Here is a 20,422-nt window from a genome sequence, read left to right on the forward strand (position 1 = left end):
CCTGGTCGAACCTAGGTTTCGGAGGGGGTGCGGCACATGGGCGCGCGCTCCCGAATCGGTGGTGTAGCGGGCTACACCACCGGCACGGGTGCCGACCCGGGTGCGCGGCGCGGCGGCGCCGCATACGGTGGCGGGGAGGTGACATGAACAGCGGTGTGGGCAGGGCGGTAAGGCGCAGCGCGGGCGCGACCCGGCAGTTGGTCGGCGCGCTGCGCACGGCGCTGCCCGCGATGGCGGGGCTCGCCCCGCTGCTGGCCGGACTGGTGCTGATGGTCGTCCTGCTGCCGTGGCTCCCGGCGGTGGTGCGGCCGCTGCGGGCGCTCGCGAACGCCGAGCGCCGCCGGGCCGGGCGGGTGCTCGGCCGCGAGATCCCGGCCCCCTACCGGCCGCCGCGCGGCGACGGGCTCGGCGAGGCGGTACGGCTCGTCCGCTCCCCGGACACCTGGCGCGACATCGCCTGGATGGCCGTGCACGGCTTCACCGGCTTGGTCGCGGCCGTGCTCGCGGTGGGGCTGTGGCCGCAGATCCCGTACTCGCTGTCGCTGCCGCTGTGGTGGTGGGCCGCGCCCGACGGGTCGACGTCCGCGTTCGTCACGCTGGACAGCTGGTCGCGGGCGCTGACGATGCCGTTCCTGCAGGCCGCCCTCGACGTGCTGCTCCTGCTGTGGCTGGTGCCGAGGCTCGCCCGCTGGCAGGCGCGGCTGGCCGAGGCGCTGCTCGGCCCCACCCACCGCAGCCTCGCCGAGCGGGTCGAGGAGCTGACCGAGACCCGCGCCGAGGCGCTGGAGGCGCACGGCGCCGAGCTGCGCCGCATCGAGCGCGACCTGCACGACGGGACGCAGGCCCAGCTCGTCGCCGCCGCGCTGCGGCTCGGCCTCGCCGACCGCCGCTTCGACGCCGACCCGGACGCGGCCCGCACCCTGTTCCTGGAGGCCAGGGAGGGCGTCGAGGAGGCGCTGACCCAGCTCCGCACGGTGATCCGCGGGATCTACCCGCCGATCCTGTCCGACCGGGGCCTCGGCGGGGCGCTCCGCGCGCTCGCCGCGGGCCAGCCGATCCCCATCGACCTGGACCTCGGCGACGGCGACGCGGCGGCGCGCGCGCCCGCCGCCGTCGAGGCCGCCGCGTACTTCGTCGTCGCGGAGGCCCTCACCAACATCGCGCGGCACAGCGGCGCCCGGCACGGCTGGGTCACGGTCCGCCGCGAACCGGGCCGCCTCACCGTCGGCGTGCGGGATGATGGCAAGGGCGGGGCCGATCCCGCCCGGGGCAGCGGCCTCGCCGGCATCCGCCGCCGGGTCGCCGCGCTCGACGGGACGACCCGCATCGACAGCCCCGACGGTGGAGGGACGACGCTCGACGTGGGGCTGCCGTGCGGATCGTGATCGCCGAGGACAACGTGCTCCTCCGCGAGGGCCTCGTCATGCTGCTCACCTCCGACGGCCACGAGGTCGTCGCGGTCGCCGGCGCCGGGCCCGACGTGCTGCCCGCGCTGCTGGAGCACCGGCCGGACGCGGCCGTCCTCGACGTCCGGCTGCCGCCCGGGTTCCGCGACGAGGGGCTGCGCGCCGCCGTCGAGGCCCGCAAGCGGCTGCCGGGCCTACCCGTCCTCGTGCTCTCCCAGTACGTCGAGGAGACCTACGCCGCCGAGCTGCTCGCGGGCGGCGCGGAGGGCGTCGGCTACCTGCTGAAAGACCGGGTGAGCCGGGTCGACGAGTTCCTGGACGCGCTGTCCCGCGTCGCGGCGGGCGGCACCGCGCTCGACCCTGAGGTCGTCTCGCAGCTCATGACGACCCGCCGCGACCCCCTCCAGGCGCTGACGCCGCGCGAGCGCGAGGTGCTCGGCCTGATGGCGCAGGGGTTCGACAACGCCACGATCGCCGCCACGCTGGTCATCACGGAGCGGTCGGTCAGCAAGCACATCGGCGCCGTGTTCGCCAAGCTCGGGCTGCCGCCGACCGACAGCGGGCACCGCCGGGTCCTCGCCGTCCTGGCCTACCTGAACTCGTGACCCAGCCCGAACCGGTGACCCCGCGGGTGCGGCGGGCCGTCCGCGCGCTGCTGCTGGACGGCGACGCCCTCGTCCTGCTGCGCCGGACCCGCCCCGGCCGCCCCGTCTACTGGACGACCCCCGGCGGCAAGATCGAGCCGACCGACGCCTCGCCGGAGGCCGCGCTCCGCCGCGAGCTGGACGAGGAGCTCGGCGCGACCGCCGGTCCCGTCCGGCAGGTGTTCGCGTGCGCCGAGCAGTCGCCCGAAGTGCACCGGCTCAACACGTTCTACGTGTGCCGCCTGACGTCGATGGACCTGTCCCGAAGGCATGGCCCCGAGTTCGCCGACCCCGCCAACGGGCGCTACGACCCCGACCTCGTCCCGTGCACGGCGGCGGCGCTGGCGTCCATCGACCTGATCCCGGAGCTGCTCGGCGCCTACCTGCGCGACCACGCGGGCGACCTGCCCGGCCTGGTCCGCTAACAGAGTCTGGTCCACTAGCACTGCCTGGTCCGCTAGCGGGTCATGCCGTCCAGGACGTAGCCGAGGCCCTCGGCGAAGGCGGCGTCCCAGCCGCCGTCCGGCAGGTGGCCGTGGGCGGCGAGGGACGGGTACCGGTCGCGCTCGCGGGCGAGGTGCTCGTCGGTGGCGCGGCGCGCGTCCGGCCCGCCGCCCTGGGCTCCGACCTGCATCAGCGCCGAGCCGATCGTGTAGTTCGCCACCGCGTACGCGGCCACGGCCGGGGACGGCCCGCCCGGCCTCGCCCGCTCCAGCGCGGCGTAGAGGAAGTCGGTGCGCGCGAGCACGTTGGGGCCGAGCAGCGGACGCCCGCCGAGGACGGCCGCCGACCACGGATGCCGCAGCATGGCGTCCCGCCAGCCCGTCACGAGCGCGATCACGTCGGCGCGCCAGTCCGGGCCGGGGGACGGCGCCGGCACGTCCCCGAAGATCGCGTCCAAGGCCAGCTCCAGCACGTCGTCCTTCGTCGTGACGTGCCAGTACAGGGTGGTGGACCCGGTGCCGAGGCGCTCGGCGAGGCGGCGCATCGTCAGCCGTCCGGCGCCCTCCGCGTCGAGCAGCGCCACCGCCTCGGCGACGATCCGCTCGCGGGTGAGGGGCGGCGCCTCCCGGCGCGGCCGGTCCTCCCGCAGCCACACGCTGTCCGTCATGCGCCCCACGCTAGTACATTGAGCGGGTACCGGATCAACGATCTGGTTTCCTGGACAGTGTTCAAGGGAGTTGTGTGGGGCACATCGAGGTGAGCCGCCTGACCTACGCGCTGCCGGACGGCCGGATCCTGCTGGACGACGTCTCGTTCCGCGTCGGCGCCGGGGCCAAGGCCGCGCTGGTCGGTCCGAACGGCGCGGGCAAGACGACCCTCCTGCGACTGGTCGCGGGCGACGTCCGGCCGTCGGACGGCGTCGTGACGAGCTCCGGCGGCCTCGGCGTCATGCGCCAGTTCATCGGCGGCATCCGGGACGGCAGGACCGTCCACGACCTGCTGCTGTCGGTCGCGCCCGGCCGCGTGCGGAAGGCGGCCGACGCCCTGCGCGAGGCGGAGGAGGTGCTCGACGACACCGCGCCGACGCAGCTCGCCTACGCGCAGGCCATCACCGACTACACCGATGCGGGGGGCTACGACAGCGAGGTCGTCTGGGACGCCTGCACGACGGCCGCGCTCGGCCTCCCTTACGACGAAGCGAAGCGCCGGGGCGTCACGACCCTCTCGGGCGGCGAGCAGAAGCGGCTCGTCCTGGAGGCGCTCCTACGCGGCCCGGACGAGGTCCTCCTCCTGGACGAGCCCGACAACTACCTGGACGTCCCCGCCAAGGAATGGCTCGCGGAGAAGATCCGGGCCACGGGCAAGACCGTCCTGCTGGTGTCGCACGACCGGCAACTCCTCGCGGACGCGGCCGACCGCATCGTCACCGTCGAGTCCCGTGACGTCTGGGTGCACGGCGGCGGCTTCGCCGGATACGCGCAGGCCCGCCGCGACCGGACCGAGCGCCTCCACGAGCTGCGCCGCCGCTGGGACGACGAGCACGCCCGCCTGAAAGGGCTCGTCCACACGCTGCGCCAGCGCGCGACGAACAACGACGCGGTCGCCTCGTCCTACCAGGCGGCGCGGACGCGGTTGCGGCGGTTCGAGGAGGCGGGGCCGCCGCAGAGCGCGCCGAAGGAGCAGAACGTCCGGATGCGCCTGCGCGGCGGCCGCACCGGCAAGCGCGCCCTCATCTGCGAGTCCCTGGGGCTGACGGGCCTGACACGCCCGTTCGACACCGAGGTCTGGTACGGGGAGCGCGTCGCGGTGCTGGGGTCGAACGGCTCAGGGAAGTCGACGTTCCTGCGCCTGCTCGCCGGTGAGGGCGTCCCGCACGGCGGCGCGTTCCGGCTGGGCGCGCGGGTCGTGCCGGGGCACTTCGTCCAGACGCACGCGCGGCCCGACCTGCACGGCCGCGCACCCGCCGAGATCGTCATGGCGGAGAACGCGCTGACCCGCAACGACGCCATGGCCGCGCTCGCCCGCTACGAGCTGGCCCCGGCGGGCGCCCGGCCGTTCGAGACGCTGTCCGGCGGGCAGCAGGCGAGGCTCCAGATCCTGCTGCTCGAACTGTCCGGCGCGACGCTCCTGCTGCTGGACGAGCCCACCGACAACCTCGACCTGGCCAGCGCCGAGGCCCTCCAGGAGGGGCTGGCGTCCTACTCGGGGACGGTCCTCGCCGTCACCCACGACCGGTGGTTCGCCGCCGACTTCGACCGCTACCTCGTCTTCGGCGCGGACGGCGGCGTCCGCGAGTCGGACGCGCCCGTCTGGACCGCCGACGGTTGATCAAACCACTCCGGGGCGGGAGGCTGTGCCCGAGGCCGGAGGGAGTTCGACATGGGCGGGTGGCCGGGCAGCGAACTGACCGACGAGGAACTGGACGTCGCCTACAACGTGCGGCGCAAGGCGGGCGAGGAGCTGTTCGCGCGGCACATGGAGCAGTACCGCGACCGGTCGGCGCGGGCCGTCGACGGCCTCCCCGGCACCCCCGGGATCGTCTACGACGACGCGAGCGGCGAACGCCTCGACGTCTGGGGAACCGGCGGCGACGAACCCCGGCCCGTGTTCATGTTCCTGCACGGCGGCTACTGGATGGCGCTGTCGCGCGCCGACTCGACCTTCATGGCGCGGGCGCTCCACGAGCAGGGCATCGCGACCGTCGTACCCGACTACACGCTCGCGCCCAAGGCGACGCTGGAGGAGATCGTCCGGCAGGTGCGGGCGGCGGTCGCCTGGGTCTACCGGCACGGCCGCGAGCACGGGCTCGACCCCGCCCGGATCGTCGTCGGCGGCAGCTCGGCGGGCGGCCACCTCACCGGCATGACGATGGTCGGCGGCTGGCAGGAGCCGCTCGGCCTGCCCGGCGACGTCGTCAAGGCGGCGCTGCCGATCTCCGGCCTGTTCGACATCCGGCCGATCACCCGCGTCTACGTGAACGAGCACGTCGGACTGGACGAGGCGCGGGCCGCCGTGCTGAGCCCCGCCCTGCTGCCCGCGGGCCGCCGCTGCCCGGCCGTGTTCGCCGCCGCCGAGCACGACGGCGCCGGGTTCCTCGACCAGTCCAGGAGATTCCACGCGCGGTGGGACGCGGGCGACCTGATGATCGTCCCGGACCGCGACCACTTCGACGTCGTGCTCGACGTCGGCGACGCGCGCTCCGCGCTCGGCGGCGCCCTCGTCGACCTGGTCCGCTCTGTCTGACCCGCGCCGTTGAGCAGGTCGATCGCGCACGCCGCCTTACTATCGCAATCCCGTCATATCTCCACGGCCGATTGGTATTTGCCAGGCATAGCTTCCGCGGCGGAGGATCAGGTCATCGCACGACGGCTCCCCGGGAGGACGGATGAAGGCTGAGCACTACGTCGGCGGGGTGCTCCGGTCGGACGGACCGGCGTTCCCGCTGGTCTCGCCCGTCGACGGGACGGAGCTCGGCACCGTCCCCGAGGCGACGCGCGAGGTCGTCGACGACGCCGTCACCGCCGCGCGGGCCGCGCTCACCGGGACGTGGGGCGCGCCGGGCGGAGAGCCGGAGCGGGCCGCCGCGCTGCGCCGCGTCGCGGACGGGATCGACGCCCGCTTCGCGGAATTCGTCGACGCCGAGGTCGCGGACACGGGCAGGCCCCGCGAGTTCGCGGAGACGGTCGACGTCCCGCGCGCCGCGGGCAACTTCCGCGCCTACGCCGACCTGCTCTACGGGCGTCCCGAGCGGTCGTACACGACTCCGGTCCCCGGCTGGAGCGTCGGGACGGGCCAGGCGCTCAACTACACGGTGCGCCGCCCGCTCGGCGTCGTCGCGGTCGTCTCGCCGTGGAACCTGCCGCTGCTGCTGTCCACCTGGAAGATCGCCCCGGCGCTCGCCTGCGGGAACGCCGTCGTGCACAAGCCGTCGGAGGAGACGCCGTCCACCGCGACGCTGCTCGCCCACGTGATCGCCGACGCGGGGCTCCCGGACGGGGTGTTCAACGTCGTCCACGGGCACGGCGCGGGCGCGGCGGGCGAGTTCCTCACCGGCCACCAGGGCGTGGACGCGATCGCGTTCACCGGCGAGTCCGCCACCGGCGCCGCGATCATGCGGAACGCCGCCGACCACGTCACGCCCGTCTCGTTCGAGCTGGGCGGCAAGAACCCGGCGCTGGTCTTCGCCGACGCCGACCTCGACGCCGCCGTGGACGGGACGGTCCGCTCCTGCTTCACCCACTCCGGCCAGATCTGCCTCTGCACCGAGCGCGTCTACGTCGAGCGCCCGGTCTTCGAGGAGTTCGTCGCCCGGCTCGCGGGCCGCGCCCGCGCGCTCGACGGCTACGGCCCGATGATCTCCGCCGAGCACCGCGACAAGGTCCTGTCCTACTACGCCCTCGCCCGCGAGGAGGGCGCGACGGTCGTCGCGGGCGGCGGCGTTCCGGAGTTCGGCGACGCCCGCGACGGCGGCTTCCACGTCGAGCCGACCGTCCTCACCGGCCTGCCGGAGACGGCCCGCGCCGTCCGCGAGGAGATCTTCGGACCGGTCTGCCACGTCGCGCCGTTCGACACCGAGGACGAGGCGCTCCGGCTCGCCAACGACAGCCCCTACGGCCTCGCCGCCACGGTGTGGACGCAGAACCTGTCCCGCGCCCACCGGGTCGCGCCGCGCGTCGAGACCGGGATCGTCTGGGTGAACTGCTGGAACCTCCGCGACCTGCGCACCCCGTTCGGCGGTGTGAAGGCGTCCGGCATCGGACGCGAGGGCGGGGAATACTCCCTGGACTTCTTCTCCGAGCCCGTCAACGTGTGCGTCCAGATCTGAGAGCGAGCCCCGTGACCACGACGAACATCGACGCCGCCGCCGAGCGCATCCTCGGCGCCCACTCCGGCGGCATCCCGTGCGCGCCCGTCCGCGACCTGATCGCGACGGCGGACGAGGCGTACGCCGTCCAGGACCGGCTGACCGAGCGCTGGCTGGCCGAGGGCCGCCGCCTCGCCGGACGCAAGATCGGCCTGACGTCCAGGGCCGTGCAGGAGCAGCTCGGCGTGGACAGCCCCGACTTCGGGATGCTGTTCGCCGACATGGCCGTCCCGGACGGCGCGGAGATCCCCGTGGGCGCGGTGCTCCAGCCGCGCGCCGAGGCGGAGGTCGCGCTCGTCCTGGAGCACGACCTGACGCACGAGCGGCACACCGCCGCCGACCTGATCCGCGCGACCGCGTTCGCGCTGCCCGCCATCGAGGTGGTCGGCAGCCGCGTCCGCGACTGGGACATCACGCTCGCCGACACCGTCGCCGACAACGCCTCGTCCGGGATGTACGTGCTGGGCAACCGTCCCGTGCTCCTCAAGGACGTCGACCTGCGCCTGTGCGGGATGGTCATGGAGCGGCGCGGCGAGCAGGTCTCCACCGGCAACGGCGCGGCCTGCCTCGGCCACCCGCTGAACGCGGCGCTGTGGCTCGCGGACACCCTCGTCCGCGTCGGGCGCCCGCTGCGCGCGGGCGACACGGTGCTGACCGGCGCGCTCGGCCCGGTCGTCCCGGCCGCGCCAGGCGACGTCTTCGAGGCCCGCGTCGACGGCCTCGGCGACGTCCGCGTCGCTTTCGGCAAGGAGGCCCGATGACCGCAGCGAAGCGAGGATCGTCGGGCCTCTTCTTCGGGGGCCTGGGGGTCGTCCCCCAGAAAGGCAGGGGCTGATGGTGGACGTCGAAGGGCTCGCCGCCCGGCTGGACGAGGCCGCTCGCGACCTCACCGCCATCCCGAAGCTCACCGACACCGCACCGCTCGACGTCCCGGGCGCGTATGCGGTGCAGCGGGCCGGGATCGAGCGGCGCCGCGGCGCGGGGGAGCGGCTCGCCGGGGTGAAGATGGGCTTCACCAGCCGCGCGAAGATGGCGCAGATGGGCGTGGACGACGTCATCTGGGGCCTCCTCACCGACGCGATGGTCGCCGAGTCGTCCGTGGACGTGTCCCGGCTCATCCACCCGCGCGTCGAGCCGGAGATCGCCTACCTGATCGGACGCGAGGTCCGCTCGCCCGCCGAGGTCGAGTCGGCCGTCGCCGGGGTCGCGGTCGGCTTCGAGGTTCTCGACTCCCGCTACCGCGACTTCAAGTTCACCCTCCCGGACGTGATCGCGGACAACGCGTCCGCCGCCCGGTTCGGGTTCGGCGCCTGGCACCCGCCGCGCGACGTGTCGAACGTCGGGCTGCTCCTGGAGATCGACGGACGCGTGGTGCAGGCGGGGTCGTCGGCGGCGATCCTCGGGGACCCGGCGCGGTCGCTGCGCGCGGCGGCGCGGCTCGCGCTCGGCGCGGGCATCGCGCTCGAACCCGGTTGGGTCGTCCTCGCGGGGGCGGCCACGGCGGCCGTCCCGCTGCCGAAGGACGCGCACGTCCGCGTCACCGGCGCCGGGCTCGGCTCCGTGGAGGTGACCACGTGACCGGCAATGTGACCGGCGACGCGATCCTCGTCGACGGCAAGGCCCGCCCGCGCGGACGGTTCCCGCACGTCAAGCGCGCCGGAGACTTCCTGTACGTGTCCGGCACCAGCTCCCGCCGCCCGGACGGCACGTTCGCCGGAGCGTCCGCCGACCCGATGGGCGTCACCGACCTCGACATCCGGGCGCAGACCCGCGCCGTCATCGAGAACGTCCGCGACCTGCTGGAGGCGGCGGGCGGCGGGCTGTCCGACGTCGTCAACGTGACGACCTACCTGGTGAGCATGAACGACTTCGGCGGATACAACGAGGTCTACGGCGAGTACTTCGACGAGACGGGCCCGGCCCGCACGACGGTCGCCGTCCACCAGCTCCCGCACCCGCACCTGCTGATCGAGATCGCGTGCGTCGCGCACGTCCCCGCTGACCGCCCTGGTAAGGAGGCCGGATCATGACCCTGCCGCAGTTGTCCTTCGGACGGCCGTTCAACTTCGAGTCCTGGATCGACGAGCACCGCGACCTGCTGAAGCCGCCGGTCGGCAACGTCCAGGTGTTCGACGACGCCGGGCTGATCGTCATGGTGGTCGGCGGCCCGAACCAGCGGACCGACTTCCACGACGACCCGAAGGAGGAGTTCTTCTACCAGCTCAAGGGCAACATGGTCCTCCGCGTCATGGAGGACGTCGGCCGCCCGCCCGTCGACCTCCAGATCAACGAGGGCGACGTGTTCCTGCTGCCGCCGCACGTCCGGCACTCCCCGCAGCGTCCCGAGATCGGCTCCATCGGCCTCGTCGTGGAGGTCCCGCGCCCGGAGGGCATGACCGAGGCGTTCGAGTGGTACTGCACCGAGTGCCACCACCTCGTCCACCGCGCCGAACTCCAGGTCCGCTCGATCGTGGACGACCTGCCGCCCGTGTTCCAGGGCTTCTACGACGGCGACCGCAAGTGCCCGAACTGCGGGGCCGTCCACCCGGGGAAGCAGTGGCCGCAGGCGATGGTCCCGGCGACGGCGCCCCGTGACTGACGGCGTGACCGACGGCGTGACCGGCGGGCGGGTCTTCGACGTCCACGCGCACGTCTTCCCGCCCATCGGCCGGGACGAGGCGCGCGTGCTGGCCGGGGCGGACGAGCCGTGGCTGCGCGTCGACGGCGGCGGCGCCGGGATGATGATGAGCGGCGACGACGAGTACCGCCCCGTCGGCGAGGCGCTCTGGGACCCGGCGCGCCGCATCGCCGACATGGACGCGGCGGGCGTCGACGCGCAGGCCGTGTCGTCCACGCCGCTGATGTTCGGGTACGCGGCGGAGCCGTCCCGCGCCGCCGACTGGTGCGACCTCGTCAACGACCGCATCCTCGCGTTCTGCGCCGCCGACCCCGACCGGCTGCTGCCGCTCTGCCAGGTCCCGCTCCAGGACCCGGCGCTCGCCTGCGAGGTCGCGACGCGGGCGGCGGCGGACGGGCACCGCGGCGTCCACATCGGAAACCACGTCGGCGAGCGCAACCTCGACGACGACGGGATCGTCGCGTTCCTCGCGCACTGCGCGGGGCTCGGGCTGCCCGTCCTCGCCCACCCGTGGGACATGCTCGGCGCGTCCCGGATGCGCGGCCACATGCTGCCGTGGCTGTGCGGGATGCCCGCCGAGACGCAGCTCAGCATCCTCGGGCTGATGCTGTCCGGCGCGTTCGAGCGGATCCCGGAGTCGCTGCGGCTGTGCTTCTGCCACGGCGGCGGCAGCTTCGCGTTCCTGCTCGGACGCGCCGACAACGCCTGGCGGCGGCGCGACCTCGTCCGCGCGGACTCGCCGCGCCCGCCGTCGGAGTACGTGGACCGGTTCTCCGTCGACTCCGCCGTGTTCGACCCGCGCGCCCTCCGCCTGCTCGTGGACGTCATGGGCCCCGAGCGCGTCATGCTCGGCACCGACTACCCGTTCCCGCTCGGCGAGCAGGACCCGGGCGCGACGATCCGCGCCTGCCCCGGCCTGGACGACGCCGAACGCGCCCTCCTGCTCGGCGGCAACGCCGACGCGTTCTTCGCCCCGGCCCACGCCCTCGTGACGACCGAAGGATCGGTGCAGTGAGTCTCGAAGAGGAGGCGCGGCGGCTCGACGCGGCCGACCCGCTGCCGACGCTGCGCGGCGAGTTCCACGTCCCGCCCGCGCCGGGCGGCCCGCACGCGGAGGCGGCGTACTTCGCCGGGAACTCCCTCGGCCTCCAGCCGCGCCGCGCCGCCGACCTGCTCCGCGAGGAGCTGGACGACTGGGCGCGGCTCGCCGTCGAGGCGCACACGCGGGGACGGCGCCCGTGGGTGGCCTATCACGAGCCGCTCCGCGAGCCCGCCGCCCGGCTCGTCGGCGCGCTGCCGCACGAGGTCGTCGCGATGAACTCGCTGACGGTGAACCTGCACCTGCTGATGGCGAGCTTCTACCGGCCCGCCGGGTCACGGACCCGGATCGTGATCGAGGACGCGGCGTTCCCGTCCGACTCGTACGCGGTCGCGAGCCAGGCCGTCCACCACGGGCTCGACCCGGCCGGGACGGTCGTCCGGCTGCGTCCCCGCCCCGGCGAGGACGTCCTGCGGACGGAGGACGTCCTCGCCTACCTCGAACGCGAGGGCGGCACGGTCGCGCTCGTCCTGCTCGGCGGCGTCAACTACCTGACCGGCCAGCTCATGGACATCCCGGCGATCACCAAGGCGGGCCGCGCCGCCGGGGCCGTGGTCGGCTGGGACCTCGCGCACGCGGCCGGGAACGTGCCGCTGCGCCTGCACGACTGGGACGTCGACTTCGCCGCCTGGTGCACCTACAAGTACCTGAACGGCGGGCCGGGCGCGGTTGCCGGATGCTTCGTCCATGAGCGGCACGTCCGGGACGCGTCCGTGCCGAAGCTCTCGGGCTGGTGGGGGACGGACCCGTCCGTCCGGTTCCGCATGGACCCGGACATCGCGCCGCCCGCGTCCGCCGACGCCTGGCAGCTCTCCAACCCGCCGATCCTGGCGCTCGCCCCGGTGCTGGCGTCGCTGGAGATCTTCGACCGGGTCGGGATGGACGCGCTGCGCGCCAAGAGCGAGCGCCTCACCGGCTACCTGGCGTCCCGCCTCGCGCCCGTCGCCGGAGTCGAGATCGTCACCCCGTCCGACCCGGCCGCGCGCGGCGCCCAGCTCTCGCTGCGGGTCCCGGACGCGGGCGGACTGACGCGGCGGCTCGCGGAGGCGCACGGCGTGATCGCGGACGCCCGCGAACCCGACATCGTGCGCCTGGCGCCCGTCCCGCTGTACTGCACGTTCCACGACTGCCACCGCGCCGCCGAGGCCCTCGCCGACCTCCTCAAGCGGTAGGCGCGGTCAGCATTCCCGCGTGGTCAGCGCGGGGCTCTCGCTCGGTTCGGGCCGGGCGTCCGGCGCGGCGGCCCCGCCGGACGGACGGGCGCGGAGCGCGCCCGCCGAGACCGTCATCACCGCGACGATGCAGGTGATCATGGCGAAGGCGGCCGGGTAGGAGAGGGTGCCCGCCGTCCAGCCGGTGACGGCGGGCGCGGTCAGCCCGGACAGGTAGGTGATCGTCGCGACGCCCGCCACGCCCTCGCCGGGCGTCGCGCCCCGATCGGCCGCCGCCGCGAACACCAGCGGGACGACCGTCGCGACCCCGATGCCGATCAGCGCGAACCCGGTGATCGCGGTCCACGGCGCGCGCGCCGCCACGACCAGGACGCCGCCGAGCACCGCGACCCCGCCCCCGCACCGGACGACCTTCGGCGCGCCGAGCCGCCGCACCAGCCGGTCCCCGGCGAGCCGCGTCGCCGCCATGCAGGTCATGAAGACGGTGAAGCTCGCGGCGGCGAGGCCGGGGCCCGCGTCGGTGACCTCGGTGAGATAGACGGCGGTCCAGTCGGCGCTGGCGCCCTCGGCGAACGTCCCGCAGAACCCGACGAGCCCGATGGCGAGGATCGCCCGGTTCGGTAGGGCGAACCGGCGCGGCGCGGGGACGCCGGCGGCGGGACGGTCGGGGAGCAGCCCGCGTCCGCCCGCGATGCCGACGCCGAGCAGCACGGCGGCGACCAGTCCGAGGTGCAGCCGGGCGTCCACGCCGTGGTGCGCGGCGAGGATCCCGACGCCGCCCGCCGCGAGGCTGCCGACGCACCACAGCCCGTGCAGCCCGGACATGACCGGGCGTCCGATCGCCCGCTCCACCGCGACGGCGTGCGAGTTCATCACGACGTCGCTCATCCCGGCGGCGGCGCCGTAGAGCAGCATCGCGGCGAACAGCCAGCCGGGCGCGGGCGCGAGCGCGGGCAGCGCGATGATCGCGCACCAGGCGGCGATCAGCAGCCGGACGGCGCGCCGCTCGCCGATCCGGTGCGCCACCCGGCTCGCCGTCGGCATGCCGGTGAAGGCGCCGATGGACGGGCACAGCAGCGCGAGGCCGAGGACGGAGGGGGAGAGGTCCAGCCGGTCCTGGATCCAGGGGATGCGGGTGGCGAGCGTCCCGGCGACGGCTCCGTGGGCGATGAAGATCACGCCGATGGCGCGGTGCTCCCGGCTTTTCCGGGGGGTCCGGGGGGTCGTCCCCCCGGAATGACGGAGATGCATGGTTGGGAAACTAACAGGAAGGCTTCCTGATGAAAAGAGATATAAGGCAGGAACCCTGACTAATATGGCCTCCGTGAAGACCGCCGACCCGACGATGGCCCGCGCGATCAACGACCGGCTCGCGCTCGACCTCCTGCTGGAGCGCGGCCCGCTGACCGCGCCGCAGCTCCGCGACCTGACCGGGCTGTCCCGGCCGACCGTGGCCGACCTGATCGAGCGGCTGCGCGCGAGCGGGCTGATCGAGGTGGCGGGGGAGACGGGCGCGAACCGGCGCGGCCCGAACGCCCGCCTCTACGGCCTGATCGCGGACCGCGCGCACGTGGCGGGCGTGAACCTGCGCCGGGACGCGGTCCACGTGACGGTCGCCGACATCGCCGGGAACGAGATCGGCGCCGTGTCCCGGCGCCTCCCGGCGGAGCCGGACCTCGTGACGTTCATCGCCGAAGCGGTCGCGGAGGCGGCGGACGGGCGCGTCCCGCACACGCTCGTCCTCGGCACGCCGGGCCTCATCCATCCGCGCACCGGGCTCGCCACCGGCGGAGACGTCCCCGGCGGACGGGCCGACCTCGGCCCGGCGCTGCGCGACCGGCTCGGCACGCGGGTGATCGTGGAGAACGAGGTCAACCTCGCCGCCATCGCCGAGCACCGGGGCGGCGCGGCGGCCGGCCGCGACGACTTCGCGCTCCTCTGGATGGACGACGGCGTCGGCGCGGCGATCGTCCTGGACGGGCGGCTGCGGCGCGGCGCGTCCGGCGGCGCGGGCGAGGTCGGCCTCCTCAAGATCGGCGGCGAGGACTTCTGCGACCTGGTCGAGGCCGGTGTCGCGCGTGACCTCGGCCCGGAGGCGCTCGCGGACGTGCTCGTCGAGAGCGTGTTCGTGCTCGTCGCCGTCATGGACCCCGGCCTGGTCGTGCTCGGCGGCCGCATCGGCCGCGACGGCGGCGACCGCCTCGCCGGGCTGGTCGCCGACCGGCTCGGCGCCGTCTCGCCCGCCCCCACCGAGGTGCGGGCGAGCGCGATCGAGGGCGACACGATCCGGCGCGGCGCGGTGCTGACCGCCCTCGACCTCGTCCGCGACGACGTGTTCGGCTAGCCGTCGAGTTTCGGCAGCCGCTCGCCCGTGCGGAGCCGGTCGAGGCCGAGCCAGATGAACTCGCCCGCCATCTGCTCGGCCCGCTCGCGCGGCGTGTCCGGATGCTCAAGCCACCACGACACCATCGACAGCATCGACCCGTACATGAGCGGGACGAGCAGCCGCGCCCGCCGCTCGTTGACCTCCAGCGCGGCCCGCGACAGCTTCGGGTCGGCGCGGCGGCGGCGCAGCAGCAGGGCGGCGAACGCCGCGCCGAGCCGGTCGCGGAGTTCGCGCAGCTCCAGCCCGACCTCCGGCTTGTCGATGTGCCGGACCAGCAGGGCCCACGCGGCGGGCTCCTCGGTGGCGTAGTCGAACAGCACCCGGATCATGGCGCGGATGCCCTCGGCGGAGCCGTGCTCGGCGAGCACCGCCGCGTTCAGCCGTCCGGTCAGCTCGGCGACGATCGACTCGGTGACCTCGCCGAACAGCTCCTCCTTCGAGGCGAAGTGCTGGTAGAGCAGCGCCTTCGACACCTCGGCCGCCGCCGCCACGTGCTCCATCTGGGTCAGGTGGTAGCCGCGCGCCCCGAACTCCTCCAGCGCCACCCGGAGGAGCTGCTCGCGCCGCCGGGCGTGCGGCATCCGCCGCCGCGCGCCCGGTGTCTGCCCAGGCGGTGCCGTCCCGTGCGGTGCCGTCCCGCCCGCGCCGTCCGTCATTTGCCGGTGTACTTGCCCAGCTCGGCGCGGGCCACGGAGCGGACGTGGACCTCGTCCGGCCCGTCCACGATGCGCAGCGTGCGCAGGCCCGCCCACATCGCGGCGAGCGGCGTGACGTCGCTGACGCCCGCGCCGCCGTGGACCTGGATCGCGGTGTCGACGACGCCCAGCGCGACGCGCGGCGCGATCACTTTGATCGCCGCGACCTCCGACCGCGCCGCCTGCGCGCCCTGCTCGTCGATCAGCCACGCGGTCCGCAGCGTGAGCAGCCGGGCCTGGTCGATCGCCATCCGCGCCTCGGCGATCTGCTGCTGCACCACGCCCTGCTTGGCGAGCGGCCCGCCGAACGCCTCGCGCGACAGGGCGCGCTCGCACATCAGCTCAAGGGCCCGCTCGGCGACGCCGAGCGCGCGCATGCAGTGGTGGATGCGGCCGGGCCCGAGCCGGGCCTGCGCGATCGCGAAGCCGCCGCCCTCCTCGCCGACGAGGTTCTCCACCGGCACCCGGACGTCGGTGAACGTGATCTCGCAGTGGCCGTGCTGGTCCTGGTAGCCGAACACGGGCAGCGGCCGGACGACCTCCACCCCGGGCGTGTCCATCGGGACGAGCACCATCGACTGCTGCCGGTAGGGATGCCCGTCCGGGTCCGTCTTGCCCATCACGATCATGATCTTGCAGCGCGGGTCGGCGCTGCCGGTGATCCACCACTTCCGGCCGTTGATCATGTAGTGGTCGCCGTCGCGCACGATGCTCGTCGAGATGTTCTTCGCGTCGGAGCTCGCGACGTCCGGCTCGGTCATCGCGAACGCGCTGCGGATCTCGCCGTTCAGCAGCGGCGTCAGCCACTTCTCCTTCTGCTCGGGCGTCCCGAACAGGTGCAGCACCTCCATGTTCCCCGTGTCGGGCGCCGCGCAGTTGAGGGCCTCGGGCGCGAGCTCGGGGGAGCGGCCGGTGATCTCGGCGAGGCTCGCGTAGTCCGCGACGGACAGGCCGTGCGCCGGGTCGTCGCTGTCGGGGAGGAACAGATTCCAGAGGCCCCGCTTGCGCGCCTCGACCTTGAGGTCCTCGACGACCCGCGGGACGTGGTGCTCCCGTCCCGCCGCGCGCAGCTCGGCCCGCTGCGCCGCGTAGACGGGCTCGGCGGGGTAGACGTGGGAGGCCATGAAGTCCTGGAGGCGGCCGAGGTGGTCCCGGGCCCGCTCGCTCAAACCGAAGTCCATTCCGCTAGGGTAACTGACGAGTCAGTTACTTCCGGAGGGAGCCCCCATGCCCGCGTTCGCGGCGGACGGCAAGGTCGCGCTGATCACGGGCGGGGCGCACGGCATCGGGGCGGCGGTCGCCCGCCGCCTGGCGGGCGCCGGGGCGCGGGTCGTCCTCGCGGACGTCGACGCCGAGGCCGGGGGCGCGCTCGCGGCGGAGCTGGACGGCGCGTTCGTCCGCTGCGACGTCCGCGAGCCCGCCGACAGCGAGGCGGCCGTCGCGGTGGCCGCCGACCGCTTCGGCGGCCTGGACGTCGCGTTCCTCAACGCGGGCGTGGCCGCGGGAGGCGGCGTCGGCGACGGGTTCGACCTCGCCGAGTACCGGCGGGCGATGGGCGTCAACCTCGACGGCGTCGTGTTCGGCGTCCACGCGGCGCTGCCCGCGCTGCGCGCCCGGGGCGGCGGCGACGTCGTCGCGACCGCGAGCATGGCGGGGCTCACCGCCGCGCCGTTCGACCCCGTCTACGGCGCGAACAAGGCGGCCGTCGTCGGGCTCGTCCGCGCCCTCGGCCCCGCCTACGAGAAGGAGGGGATCAGGGTGAACGCGCTCTGCCCGTCCTTCGCCGACACCGACATCCTCGTCCCGCTGAAGGGGCACCTCCAGGAGACCGGGTTCCCGATCCTGGACGTGGCCGACGTCGTCGAGGCGTTCATGCGCGTCCTCGACGGGGACGGCACCGGGGAGGCGTGGTACGTGGTGCCGGGCCGGGAGTCCGAGCCGTTCCGGTTCCGCGGCGTCCCCGGGCCCCGCTGAGAGACACGCGAGCCGACAGCGACAGGAGAGACATGCGCGCGATCCAGATCACCGAGTTCGGCGGGCCGGAGGCGCTCACCGTCGCCGACCTGCCCGAGCCGTCCGCCGGGCCGGGGCACCTGCTCATCGACGTGTCGCGGGCCGGGGTCAACTACGCCGACACCCACCAGGCCGAGAACAGCTACCTCCAGGAGTCCACGCTGCCGCTGGTGCCGGGCGGCGAGGTCGTCGGCGTCGCGGACGGCCGTCGCGTCGTCGCGCTCACCGGCACCGGCGGCTACGCCGAGCGGGCCGTCGCGCCGGAGGCGCTCGCCTGGGACGTCCCGGACGCCATCGACGACGTCACCGCCCTCGGCATGATCATCCAGGGTGCGTCGGCGTGGGTGCTGCTGCGCCGCAGCGTCCACCTGGCGGCGGGGGAGTCGGTGGTCGTGCACGCCGCCGCGGGCGGGGTGGGGAGCCTCGCCGTCCAGCTCGCGAAGGCGTGGGGCGCGGGGCGCGTCATCGCGACCGCCTCGTCCGAGGAGAAGCGGGCCCTCGCCCTCGACCTCGGCGCGGACGTCGCGATCGACGCGAACGAGCCCGACCTCAGGGACGCCCTCATCGACGCCAACGGCGGGAAGCGTGTCGACATCGTCCTGGAGATGACCGGCGGGGCCGTCACCGACCAGAGCCTGCGCGCCCTCGCGCCCTTCGGGCGCCTCGCCTTCTACGGGATGGCGTCCCGGGAGGAGCCGGCGGCCGTCCGCCCGGCGACGCTGCTGACGCACTCGACGACCATCGCGGGCATGTGGCTCGCGCACGTCTTCCAGCTCCCCGGGGACGTGATGCGCACCGCCCTGGACGAGCTGTTCGGCCTCGCCGCCGCCGGGCGGCTCCGCGTCGTCGCGGGCGGCGAGTACGCCCTCACCGACGCCCGCCGCGCCCACGAGGACCTGCGCGCCCGCCGCACGACCGGCAAGCTCGTCCTCGACCCGTCCCGCTAGCCGCCCAGCCCCAGCCGCCCAGCCCCAGCCGCCCAGCCCTAGCCCACCAGGCCGTTCTCGTAGGCGTAGACGACGGCCTGGGTGCGGTCGCGCAGGGTCAGCTTGGTGAGCACGTGCCCGACGTGGGTCTTCACCGTCTGCTCGGCCAGCACCAGTTCCGCCGCGATCTCCGCGTTGGACAGCCCGCGCGCGATCAGCCGCAGCACGTCCAGCTCGCGCGGCGTGAGGCCCGCCGTCGCTTGCGGGCTCGGCCGCTGGTGCCGCCGCCGGCGCGCGAAGTCGCCGATCAGCCGCCGGGTGATGGACGGCGCGAGCAGCGCGTCCCCGGCCGCGACGATCCGCACGCCGCTGACGAGGTCGGCGGCCGAGGCGTCCTTCAGCAGGAACCCGCTGGCGCCCGCGCCGAGCGCCTCGTAGACGTACTCGTCCAGGTCGAACGTCGTGAGGACCAGCACCCTCGGCCGGGTGACCGCCGGGTCGGCCTCGGCGGCGGGCTCGCCAACCAGCTCGGCGGTGGCGGCGAGGCCGTCCATCTCCGGCATCCGGATGTCCATGACGATCACGTCCGGGTCGAGCGCGCGCGCCATCTCCACGGCCTCCCGGCCGTTGCCCGCCTGCCCGACCACCTCGATCCCGGCGTCGGAGGACAGCAGCGCCGCGAGCCCGTCGCGGATCATCACCTGGTCGTCGGCGATCAGCACCCGAATCGTCACCAGGACACTTTATTGCCCCAGAAGATCGGTCCGGTGAGGATCAGTCCGGGTCGCCGTAGGGAAGCTCGGCGACGACCGACCAGCCCGCGTCGTCGCGGGGGCCCACTTCGAGGCTGCCGCCGAGCATCGTCACCCGCTCGCGCATCCCGACGAGGCCGTGCCCGCCGCCCTGCGACCCCTCCGGCGCGCCGCGCGCCCCGTCGTCGGCGACCGACACCGTCAGCGACTCGGCGCCGTACTTCACCTCGACGTGCACCTGCGCGCCCGGCGCGTACCGGGACGCGTTGCTCAGCGACTCCTGCACGATCCGGTACGCCGACAGGTCGACGCCCGTGGTCAGCGGACGAGGCATCCCGACCACGACCGTCGCGACCGACAGCCCGGCCCGGCGGGCGGCGGCGACCAGGTCGTCCAGCCGCTCAAGGCCGGGCTGCGGGGCCCGCTCGGCGCCCTCGTCGTCGCTGCGGAGCAGGCCGACGACGCGCCGGGTCTCGGTGAGCGCCTCGCGCGCCGCGTCCCGGACGACGCCGAACGTCTGCCGGGCCGCGTCCGGCAGGTCGGGGATCTTGTACGGGGCGGCCTCCGCCTGCATCGCGATCACCGACATGTGGTGCGCCACCACGTCGTGCAGCTCCCGCGCGATGCGGGCGCGCTCCTCCAGCACGGCCTGGCGGCGGAGGTCCTCCCGGTGCTGCTCCTCCCGCCTGCGCAGCTCCTCCATCGCGGAGTGCCGGCCGCCGACCGCGTCGCCGAACGTCAGCGCGACGGCCGCGATCCCGGCGATGATCATCCCGAACCAGCCGGGCATCCCGGCCACCACGGCGGGCGTCAGCACCCCGCCGATCGTCACCGCGCCGACGCCGACCGTGGTCTGCCGGTCGGCGCCCACCCCGGTGAAGAACAGGATCACGATCATGGCGAGGATCGCCGTGACCGGCCAGGGCATGAAGCCCGTCCCGTGCCGGGCGAGGACCGTCAGGAGCATCCCGGCCGCCGCGACCCGCCACGCGGCGAGCGGCCACCGGGCCGCGAAGATCAGCGGCGTCGCCTGCAGCACGCCGAGCGGCCAGGCGAGCCCCGGCCTCATGTGGTAGCCCGAGATCGCGATGGCGATGGACCCGGCGGTGAAACCGACCGTCAGTGCGAAGAGCAGCGCCACCAGCGGGATCCGCAGCGCCAGGGATTCGGGCAGCAGCGTGACCGTCGGGTCGTCCCGGCCCGGCACGAGGGCGGCGCGGACGCCGGCGACCAGCCGGGGCCGGACCCCGACCGCGGCGCCGTCCGCGCCGGGAGGGCGGTGTGTGTCGTTCATTTGCGGTCGAGCCTAGAACGCGGCGCGCCGTTCCGGCCTGCCCCCGGGGAGGGAGATCCGTCCCGCCCCCCTGGTATCAGCGCTGGCCC

21 protein-coding genes are annotated in these 20,422 nt (G+C 74.6%); 15 read left to right on the forward strand and 6 right to left on the reverse strand.

Translation table 11 applies throughout. The features are described 5' to 3' along the window. The first annotated feature begins 143 nt into the window (after positions 1-143). From FXF65_RS41340 to FXF65_RS41350, 3 genes are read left to right on the forward strand one after another with little or no spacing between them, the layout of a single operon-like run. Entirely contained in the window at positions 144-1,385 is a 1,242-nt protein-coding gene (locus FXF65_RS41340; protein ID WP_222869021.1) for a sensor histidine kinase, read from the forward strand. Continuing rightward, positions 1,373-2,011, forward strand: a complete 639-nt coding sequence (locus tag FXF65_RS41345; RefSeq protein ID WP_148355948.1) for a response regulator transcription factor — start codon at positions 1,373-1,375, stop codon at positions 2,009-2,011. The genes FXF65_RS41340 and FXF65_RS41345 overlap by 13 nt, the downstream gene beginning before the upstream one ends. Further along, the gene (locus FXF65_RS41350) at positions 2,008-2,475 is read left to right on the forward strand and encodes an NUDIX hydrolase (protein WP_148355949.1); all 468 of its coding nucleotides are present in this window, start codon (positions 2,008-2,010) and stop codon (positions 2,473-2,475) included. Before FXF65_RS41345 ends, FXF65_RS41350 begins: the two co-directional genes overlap by 4 nt. Positions 2,476-2,507: 32 nt before the next feature. Here the strand turns inward: FXF65_RS41350 and FXF65_RS41355 are convergent, their stop codons facing one another. Further along, positions 2,508-3,161: a TetR/AcrR family transcriptional regulator gene (locus tag FXF65_RS41355; protein WP_148355950.1), complete on the reverse strand. Its 654-nt coding sequence runs from the start codon at positions 3,159-3,161 to the stop codon at positions 2,508-2,510. A 74-nt stretch (positions 3,162-3,235) separates the two neighbouring features. On the opposite strand from FXF65_RS41355, the gene FXF65_RS41360 reads away from it, so the two are divergent. From FXF65_RS41360 to kynU, 9 genes are all read left to right on the forward strand, one after another. Further along, entirely contained in the window at positions 3,236-4,822 is a 1,587-nt protein-coding gene (locus FXF65_RS41360) for an ABC-F family ATP-binding cassette domain-containing protein (protein ID WP_148355951.1), read from the forward strand. Between the two features lie 51 nt (positions 4,823-4,873). Then, complete coding sequence (locus FXF65_RS41365) at positions 4,874-5,737, forward strand: alpha/beta hydrolase (protein ID WP_187412802.1); 864 nt, start codon at positions 4,874-4,876, stop codon at positions 5,735-5,737. A 142-nt stretch (positions 5,738-5,879) separates the two neighbouring features. Further along, a complete protein-coding gene (locus tag FXF65_RS41370; protein WP_148355952.1) occupies positions 5,880-7,319 on the forward strand; it encodes a 2-hydroxymuconic semialdehyde dehydrogenase in 1,440 nt (479 codons plus the stop codon). Positions 7,320-7,330: 11 nt separating this feature from the next. Next, positions 7,331-8,119 (forward strand): 2-keto-4-pentenoate hydratase, encoded by a 789-nt coding sequence (locus FXF65_RS41375; protein ID WP_148355953.1) that lies wholly within the window; start codon positions 7,331-7,333, stop codon positions 8,117-8,119. Positions 8,120-8,192: 73 nt separating this feature from the next. After that, on the forward strand, positions 8,193-8,936 hold the full coding sequence (locus tag FXF65_RS41380) for a 2-keto-4-pentenoate hydratase (RefSeq protein WP_148355954.1): 744 nt from the start codon (positions 8,193-8,195) through the stop codon (positions 8,934-8,936). After that, on the forward strand, positions 8,933-9,388 hold the full coding sequence (locus FXF65_RS41385) for a RidA family protein (protein ID WP_246199449.1): 456 nt from the start codon (positions 8,933-8,935) through the stop codon (positions 9,386-9,388). Before FXF65_RS41380 ends, FXF65_RS41385 begins: the two co-directional genes overlap by 4 nt. Beyond that, entirely contained in the window at positions 9,385-9,957 is a 573-nt protein-coding gene (locus FXF65_RS41390) for a 3-hydroxyanthranilate 3,4-dioxygenase (RefSeq protein ID WP_148355955.1), read from the forward strand. Before FXF65_RS41385 ends, FXF65_RS41390 begins: the two co-directional genes overlap by 4 nt. 4 nt (positions 9,958-9,961) lie before the next feature. Further along, complete coding sequence (locus FXF65_RS41395; protein WP_246199451.1) at positions 9,962-11,011, forward strand: amidohydrolase family protein; 1,050 nt, start codon at positions 9,962-9,964, stop codon at positions 11,009-11,011. After that, positions 11,008-12,267, forward strand: a complete 1,260-nt coding sequence (gene kynU, locus FXF65_RS41400; protein WP_148355956.1) for a kynureninase — start codon at positions 11,008-11,010, stop codon at positions 12,265-12,267. Before FXF65_RS41395 ends, kynU begins: the two co-directional genes overlap by 4 nt. Positions 12,268-12,273: 6 nt before the next feature. Here the strand turns inward: kynU and FXF65_RS41405 are convergent, their stop codons facing one another. Further along, positions 12,274-13,518 carry an MFS transporter gene (locus tag FXF65_RS41405; protein ID WP_148355957.1) on the reverse strand — a complete coding sequence of 415 codons (1,245 nt, stop codon included), beginning with the start codon at positions 13,516-13,518 and terminating at the stop codon, positions 12,274-12,276. A gap of 64 nt (positions 13,519-13,582) precedes the next feature. On the opposite strand from FXF65_RS41405, the gene FXF65_RS41410 reads away from it, so the two are divergent. Beyond that, entirely contained in the window at positions 13,583-14,611 is a 1,029-nt protein-coding gene (locus tag FXF65_RS41410) for an ROK family transcriptional regulator (protein WP_148355958.1), read from the forward strand. Here the strand turns inward: FXF65_RS41410 and FXF65_RS41415 are convergent. After that, entirely contained in the window at positions 14,608-15,309 is a 702-nt protein-coding gene (locus tag FXF65_RS41415) for a TetR/AcrR family transcriptional regulator (protein ID WP_148355959.1), read from the reverse strand. The genes FXF65_RS41410 and FXF65_RS41415 overlap by 4 nt on opposite strands. After that, the gene (locus tag FXF65_RS41420) at positions 15,306-16,529 is read right to left on the reverse strand and encodes an acyl-CoA dehydrogenase family protein (RefSeq protein ID WP_148355960.1); all 1,224 of its coding nucleotides are present in this window, start codon (positions 16,527-16,529) and stop codon (positions 15,306-15,308) included. The genes FXF65_RS41415 and FXF65_RS41420 overlap by 4 nt, the downstream gene beginning before the upstream one ends. Positions 16,530-16,575: 46 nt before the next feature. On the opposite strand from FXF65_RS41420, the gene FXF65_RS41425 reads away from it, so the two are divergent. Then, entirely contained in the window at positions 16,576-17,322 is a 747-nt protein-coding gene (locus FXF65_RS41425) for an SDR family oxidoreductase (protein WP_148355961.1), read from the forward strand. 32 nt (positions 17,323-17,354) lie between these two features. Then, positions 17,355-18,308, forward strand: a complete 954-nt coding sequence (locus tag FXF65_RS41430) for a quinone oxidoreductase family protein (protein WP_148355962.1) — start codon at positions 17,355-17,357, stop codon at positions 18,306-18,308. A gap of 38 nt (positions 18,309-18,346) precedes the next feature. Here FXF65_RS41430 and FXF65_RS41435 read toward each other — a convergent pair whose 3' ends face one another. Continuing rightward, on the reverse strand, positions 18,347-19,021 hold the full coding sequence (locus FXF65_RS41435; RefSeq protein WP_148355963.1) for a response regulator: 675 nt from the start codon (positions 19,019-19,021) through the stop codon (positions 18,347-18,349). A 40-nt stretch (positions 19,022-19,061) separates the two neighbouring features. Continuing rightward, positions 19,062-20,333 (reverse strand): ATP-binding protein, encoded by a 1,272-nt coding sequence (locus FXF65_RS41440; RefSeq protein WP_148355964.1) that lies wholly within the window; start codon positions 20,331-20,333, stop codon positions 19,062-19,064. Positions 20,334-20,422: the final 89 nt, after the last annotated feature.

Origin of the sequence: Actinomadura syzygii (genome assembly GCF_008085905.1) — a bacterium.
GTDB classification, from domain to species: domain Bacteria; phylum Actinomycetota; class Actinomycetes; order Streptosporangiales; family Streptosporangiaceae; genus Spirillospora; species Spirillospora syzygii.